The sequence below is a fragment of the Streptomyces sp. NPDC052701 genome (assembly GCF_040678355.1).
In the GTDB taxonomy this organism is placed as follows: Bacteria; Actinomycetota; Actinomycetes; order Streptomycetales; family Streptomycetaceae; genus Streptomyces.
Window position 1 is genome coordinate 81,534 of sequence record NZ_JBFATO010000022.1, and the last position, 7,061, is coordinate 88,594.

Sequence of the window (7,061 nt, forward strand, 5' to 3'; positions counted from 1 at the left end):
CAGCGGTTTTGCGCTTATTGCTCGCACGTCGACGTCTTGTTGACGCCGTCCGACGGGACCTAACGTCTCGGACACCGCCGGCCCTGGTGGGATGTTCAAGGGCGAACGTTAGGTATCCACTCATGCTGACCCTCCTCGGCTTCGCCATGATCGCGGTCTTCCTGGCCCTGATCATGACGAAGAAGATGTCGCCGATCGCGGCGCTCGTGCTGATCCCCGCGCTGTTCTGCGTGTTCGTCGGCAAGGGCGCCCGGCTCGGCGACTACGTCCTCGACGGCGTGACCGCACTCGCCCCCACCGCGGCGATGCTCATGTTCGCGATCGTCTACTTCGGCGTGATGATCGACGTCGGTCTCTTCGACCCGGTCGTGCGCGGGATCCTCAAGTTCTGCAGGGCCGACCCGATGCGGATCGTCGTCGGCACCGCCGTGCTCGCGGCGATCGTGTCGCTGGACGGCGACGGCTCGACCACCTTCATGATCACCGTCTCGGCCATGTACCCGCTGTACAAGCGCCTGAAGATGAGCCTGGTGGTGATGACCGGCGTCGCCGCCATGGCCAACGGCGTGATGAACACCCTGCCCTGGGGCGGCCCGACCGCCCGCGCCGCGACCGCGCTGAAGCTGGACGCCGGCGACATCTTCGTCCCGATGATCCCGGCCCTCGGCGTCGGCCTGCTCTTCGTCCTCGGCCTCGCCTACGTGCTCGGCCTGCGCGAGCGCCGGCGGCTGGGCGTGCTGACGCTGGACGAGGCGCTGGTCGAGGAGCGGGCCCGGGAGACGGAGACCGAAACGGTCCTGGTGGGCGCCGGCGGCTCCGGCGACGGCGACGTCCTCCCGCGCAAGGACGCGACGGGCGGCGCGGGTTCCGGCACCGACGCCGAGAAGGCGGACGACGGGCCCGAGGAGGGCATGCAGGTCCTGGACCCGGACCGGCCGACCCTGCGTCCCCGGCTGTACTGGTTCAACGCGCTGCTCACGGTGGCCCTGCTCACCGCCATGATCATGGAGTGGCTGCCGATCCCGGTGCTGTTCCTGCTCGGCGCCGCGCTCGCGCTCACCGTGAACTTCCCGCACATGCCCGACCAGAGGGCCCGCCTGGGCGCACACGCCGAGAACGTCCTCAACGTCTCCGGCATGGTCTTCGCCGCCGCCGTCTTCACCGGAGTGCTCCAGGGCACCGGCATGGTCGACCACATGGCCGAGTGGGTCGTCGGCAGCATCCCCGACGGCTTGGGTCCGCACATGGCGCTCGTGACCGGCCTGCTGAGCATCCCGTTCACGTACTTCATGTCCAACGACGGCTTCTACTTCGGCATCCTGCCGGTCCTCGCCGAGGCGGGCCAGGCGCACGGCGTCTCGTCCCTGGAGATCGCCCGCGCCTCGCTGGTCGGCCAGCCGCTGCACATGTCGAGCCCGCTCGTCCCGGCCGTGTACGTCCTGGTCGGCATGGCCAAGGTCGAGTTCGGCGACCACACCAGGTTCGTGGTGAAGTGGGCCGCGCTGACCTCGCTCGTGGTACTCGGCGCGGGCATCCTGTTCGGCATCGTCTGATCCCTCTCCCGATCACCCGACGGAGGTCGTCGTCATGGGGCCCGGTGCGAACCGCGGCTGGCTGCTCCGCCTCGTCATCGCCTTCGGCTTCGCACAGGGGGCGGTGTCGATGGCCCGGCCCGCCGTCTCCTACCGGGCCCTCGCGCTGGGCGCGGACGAGCGGGCGGTCGGCGTCATCGCGGGCGCCTACGCGCTGCTGCCGCTGTTCGCCGCCGTACCGCTCGGCCGCCGCACCGACCACGGCCGCTGCGCCCCCCTGCTGCCCGCCGGCGTCGTGCTGATATCCGGCGGCTGCGCCCTGAGCGGCGTCGCGGACTCCCTGGCGGCGATGGCGCTGTGGAGCGGCGTGATGGGCCTCGGCCACCTCTGCTTCGTCATCGGCGCCCAGACGCTGGTCGCCCGCCAGTCCGCGCCGCACGAGCAGGACCGCAACTTCGGCCACTTCACCATCGGCGCCTCGCTCGGCCAGCTGGCCGGCCCCGTCGCGGCGGGCGCGGTGATCGGCGGCCCCGACCGGGCGGGCACCAGCGCGCTCGCCCTGTTCGCCGCCGGCGCGGGCGCAGCGGTGGCGCTCACCTCGCTGTGGCGCACGGAGCACCGCCGCACGGCACCCGCGGCCCGCACGGCGCCGGACGACCGGGTCCCCGTGCACCGCATCCTGCGCGCCCGGGGCGTGCCCGCGGGCATCCTCGTCAGCCTCTGCGTGCTGTCCGCGACGGACGTCCTCACCGCCTACCTGCCGGTGGTCGGCGAGCAGCGGGGCATCGCGCCGTCCGTCGTCGGCGTCCTGCTCAGCCTGCGCGCGGCGGCCACCATCGCCTGCCGCCTGGTCCTCACGCCCCTGCTGCGGCTGCTCGGCCGGACCCCGCTGCTCACCGCGACCTGCCTGCTGGCCGGGCTGCTCTGCGCGGGCGTCGCCCTGCCGATGCCGGTGTGGGCGCTGGCCCTCCTCCTCGCCGCCCTCGGCTTCTGCCTCGGCGTCGGCCAGCCGCTGTCCATGACGACGGTCGTCCAGGCCGCCCCCGACGGCGCCCGCTCCACGGCCCTCGCCCTGCGCCTGACCGGCAACCGCCTCGGCCAGGTCGCCGCCCCGGCCGCGGCCGGGCTGGTCGCCGGAGCCGCGGGTGCGGCGGCGCCGTTCGTGATGCTGGGCGTCCTGCTGCTGCTGTCCTCGGGGGCCGCCCTGCGGTCCCCGGCGAAGCCGGCAGGGCAGGACCGGCGGGCTCCGGGTGACGCGGCGCGCCCGCGCGGGCGCGCCGCGAACTGAACCGGGCGGTCCGGTCTCCCGCCGGCCGGACCGGACCGCCCGATCCGGCCCCACGTCTTCCCCGGCCGCGCACGATCCGTTAACTTCCGTGACGCACAGCCTCGTACGACCCGCCCGGGACAGCAGACCGCGGAGCACCAGCGCCCAAGTGAGCCCACGGGGGCACCTCATGACACGCGCCATCTCCCTGCACGACGTGAGCAAGGCCTACACGCGGGGCGCCCGCGTGGTGGACCGGCTGTCGCTGGACATCGCGCCCGGTGAGTTCCTCGTCCTGCTCGGGCCCTCCGGCTGCGGCAAGTCCACCGTGCTCAGGATGATCGCCGGACTGGAGGAGATCGACGAGGGCGAGCTGCTGCTCGACGGCGAGTACGCCAACGACCTGCCGCCCTCCGGCCGGGACATGGCGATGGTCTTCCAGAACTTCGCCCTCTACCCGAGCATGACCGGCCGCGACAACATCGGCTTCCCGCTGCGCATCGAGACCCCGGGCGCCGACCCGCGCCCGCGGGTGGACGCCACCGCCCGCATGCTCGGCATCGAGGACCTCCTGGACCGCTACCCCGCCCAGCTCTCCGGCGGCGAACGCCAGCGCGTCGCCATGGGCCGCGCCATCGCCCGCCACCCCTCCGCCTTCCTGATGGACGAGCCGCTGTCCAACCTCGACGCCAAGCTCCGCAACCGCCTGCGGGCCGAGATCACCCACCTCACCCGGGAACTGGGCGTCACCACCGTCTACGTCACCCACGACCAGTCCGAGGCCATGTCGCTCGGCGACCGGGTCGCCGTGCTGCGCGGCGGCGTCCTCCAGCAGGTCGGCACCCCGCGTTCGGTCTACGCCCTGCCCCGCAACGTGTTCGTCGCCGCCTTCGTCGGCACCCCGCGCATCAACCTGCTGCGGGGCGTGGTCCGCGCGCCGCTCGACGGGGCGATGACCGTCGGCCTGGGCAAGCAGGAGCTGCGGCTGCCCGAACCCCTGTCCCCGGACCACCAGTTGCTGCGGGTCCAGCAGGGCCGCGAGGTCATCGTCGGGCTGCGCTCCGAGGCCGTGCGGATCGCCAAGCCGGCCGCCGCGCGCCCCGGCGAGGTGCCGATCACGGGCCTGGTGGAACACGTGGAGTTCCAGGGCCACGAGATCCTGGTCCACTTCGACACCGGCTCCAGCCCCGCCCTCGTGCCCGAGCTGGAGGCGCCGCGTCCCCGCCCCGGCCGTCCGGGGCGGCGGCGCCGCCGCGAGGGCACGGCCCTCGGCCGCCTGCGGGAACGGGCCGGGGCCCTGCGCGCGGGCCCCGTCGTGGTCCTCGACGACCCGGCCGGCCCGGACCGGGAGGCCGCGCCCGCCGAGCCCCGCCTGCCCGGCGACCTCATCGTCCGCACGACCCCCGACATCCGCCTGAGGCACGGCATGCAGGTGCCGCTCCTGGTCGACCTCGCCCACCTCTTCGTCTTCGACCAGCACGGCGACCGCGTCTGCCCGGCCCCGGACCGGCTGCCCGGCCTGGAGGAGTGAGCGCCCCGCCGGACCGGGCGGGGCGTGCCGCGCGGCCGCCCCTGGTGCCGGAAAACTAACAGCGCTAGTTTGGGGGGCGGACGACGAGGCCCGCCCGGAAGGAACGCGATGAAGGCACACGACGGCATGTACATCGACGGCGCCTGGCGCCCGGCCGCCGGCCAGGACGTGATCGAGGTCGTGAACCCGGCCGACGAGCAGGTGATCGGCACCGTTCCCGCGGGCACCGCCGAGGACGTCGACGCCGCCGTACGGGCCGCCCGGGCCGCGCTGCCCGCCTGGGCCGCGACCCCGCCCGCCGAGCGGGCCGCGCGGCTGGCCGCGCTGCGGGACGTGCTCGCGGCCCGCGCGGACGAGATCGCCGGGACCGTGACCGCCGAGCTGGGCTCGCCCCCGAAGTTCTCGCAGAGCGTCCACGCGGGCGTGCCGATCGCGGTCGCGGGCTCGTACGCCGAGCTGGCCGCGACGTACGCCTTCGAGGAGAAGGTCGGCAATTCGGCCGTCTACCACGAGCCGATCGGCGTGGTCGCCGCGATCACGCCCTGGAACTACCCCCTGCACCAGATCGTCGCCAAGGCCGCCCCGGCCCTGGCCGCGGGCTGCACCGTCGTCCTCAAGCCCGCCGAGGACACCCCGCTGGTGGCCCGGCTCTTCGCCCAGGCGGTGCACGAGGCCGGCGTCCCGGCCGGCGTGTTCAACCTGGTCACCGGCCTCGGCCCGGTGGCGGGCCAGGCCCTGGCCGAGCACCCCGGCGTGGACCTGGTCTCCTTCACCGGCTCCACCGCCGTCGGCCGCCGCATCGGCGCGATCGCCGCGGGCGCCGTCAAGAAGGTCGCCCTCGAACTCGGCGGCAAGTCCGCCAACGTCATCCTGCCGAGCGCCGACCTCGCCAGGGCGGTCAACGTCGGCGTCGCCAACGTGATGTCCAACTCCGGCCAGACGTGCAGCGCCTGGACGCGCATGCTGGTCCACCGCGAGCAGTACGACGAGGCCGTCGAACTGGCCGCGGCCGCCGCCGCCAAGTACGGCGACCGCATCGGCCCGGTGGTCAGCGCCAGGCAGCGGGAACGGGTCCGGGGCTACATCGGCCAGGGCGTCGCCGAGGGCGCCCGCCTGGTCGCCGGCGGCCCCGAGGCCCCGCGCCCGAAGGGCTACTTCGTCCGTCCGACCGTCTTCGCCGACGTCACGCCCGAGATGACCATCGCCCAGGAGGAGATCTTCGGCCCGGTCCTGTCGGTCATCCGGTACGAGGACGAGGAGGACGCCCTGCGCATCGCCAACGGCACGGTCTACGGGCTCGCCGGCGCCGTCTGGGCCGGCGACGAGGCCGAGGCGGTGGCCTTCGCCCGCCGCATGGAGACCGGCCAGGTCGACATCAACGGCGGCCGCTTCAACCCCCTCGCCCCGTTCGGCGGCTACAAGCAGTCGGGCGTCGGCCGGGAACTCGGCGCGCACGGCCTGTCCGAGTACCTCCAGACCAAGTCCCTCCAGTTCTAAGGGGAGTTCCTCCGCCATGGCTGTCCGCGCCGCCGTCCTGCCCGCCGTCGGCTCCCCGCTGGAGATCACCGGCATCGACCTGCCCGACCCCGGACCCGGCCGGGTCCGCGTCCGGCTCGCCGCCGCCGGGGTCTGCCACTCCGACCTGTCCCTGACCGACGGCACCATGCGGCTGCCGGTCCCCGCCGTCCTCGGCCACGAGGGCGCCGGGACGGTCCTCGCCGTCGGGGAGGGCGTCACCCACGTCGCGCCCGGCGACGGCGTCGTCCTCAACTGGGCCCCGTCCTGCGGCGGCTGCCCCGCCTGCGCGCGCGGCGAGGTCTGGCTGTGCGCCAACGCCCTCGACGGCGCCGCCGACGTCCACGCCCGCCGCGCCGACGACGGCACCGGCCTGCACCCCGGCCTGAACGTCGCCGCCTTCGCCGAGGAGACGGTGGTGTCCGCCTCCTGCGTCCTGCCCCTGCCCGACGGCGTCCCGCTCACCGACGCCGCCCTCCTGGGCTGCGCCGTCCTGACCGGCTACGGCGCCGTCCACCACGCCGCGCGGGTCCGCCCCGGCGAGCGGGTGGCGGTGTTCGGCGTCGGGGGAGTGGGCCTGGCCGCCCTCCAGGCGGCCCGTATCGCGGGCGCCTCGACGATCGTCGCGGTCGACGTCTCCCCCCGCAAGGAGGAACTCGCCCGGGCCGCCGGAGCCACCGACTACCTCGTCGCCTCCGACACCACCCCCCGCGAGATCCGGGCCCTGACCGGCAAGGAGGGCGCCGACGTCGCCGTCGAGTGCGTCGGCCGCGCGGCCACCATCCGCGCCGCCTGGGAATCCACCCGCCGCGGCGGCCGGACGACGGTCGTCGGCATCGGCGGCAAGGACCAGCAGGTCACCTTCAACGCGCTGGAGATCTTCCACTGGGGCAGGACCCTGTCCGGCTGCGTGTACGGCAACGCCGACCCCGCGCGGGACCTGCCGGTCCTGGCCGGGCACGTCCGCGCGGGCCGCCTCGACCTGGGCGCCCTGGTGACCGAACGCATCACCCTGGACGGCATCCCGGCCGCCTTCGAGAACATGCTGGCGGGCAGGGGCGGACGCGCCCTGGTCGTCTTCTAGCCCCCGCCCACCGCGCACCCGGCCCGGCCCCCTGCGGGCGGCCGGGGCGCCGGCCTGCCCGCGTCCCGCGAGGGCCGGGCGCGTTCCGCCGGGCCGGGCGGGGCCCGCCCCCCCGCCGCGCCGCGGCGGCGC

5 protein-coding genes are annotated in these 7,061 nt (G+C 74.8%); all 5 read left to right on the plus strand.

All coding sequences use genetic code 11. From position 1 onward, the window contains the following. Positions 1 to 86 precede the first annotated feature (86 nt). The 5 genes from AB0L29_RS23665 to AB0L29_RS23685 all read left to right on the plus strand — a co-directional run bounded on the left by AB0L29_RS23665 (position 87) and on the right by AB0L29_RS23685 (position 6,929). The gene (locus AB0L29_RS23665; RefSeq protein WP_365829727.1) at positions 87 to 1,553 is read left to right on the plus strand and encodes a citrate:proton symporter; all 1,467 of its coding nucleotides are present in this window, start codon (positions 87 to 89) and stop codon (positions 1,551 to 1,553) included. A 34-nt stretch (positions 1,554 to 1,587) separates the two neighbouring features. Beyond that, entirely contained in the window at positions 1,588 to 2,820 is a 1,233-nt protein-coding gene (locus tag AB0L29_RS23670) for an MFS transporter (protein ID WP_365829728.1), read from the plus strand. 169 nt (positions 2,821 to 2,989) lie between these two features. Beyond that, a complete protein-coding gene (locus AB0L29_RS23675) occupies positions 2,990 to 4,330 on the plus strand; it encodes an ABC transporter ATP-binding protein (RefSeq protein ID WP_365829729.1) in 1,341 nt (446 codons plus the stop codon). Positions 4,331 to 4,438: 108 nt separating this feature from the next. Beyond that, a complete protein-coding gene (locus AB0L29_RS23680) occupies positions 4,439 to 5,827 on the plus strand; it encodes an aldehyde dehydrogenase family protein (RefSeq protein ID WP_365829730.1) in 1,389 nt (462 codons plus the stop codon). A gap of 16 nt (positions 5,828 to 5,843) precedes the next feature. Beyond that, complete coding sequence (locus AB0L29_RS23685) at positions 5,844 to 6,929, plus strand: Zn-dependent alcohol dehydrogenase (RefSeq protein ID WP_365829731.1); 1,086 nt, start codon at positions 5,844 to 5,846, stop codon at positions 6,927 to 6,929. The last annotated feature ends 132 nt before the right edge of the window (positions 6,930 to 7,061 follow it).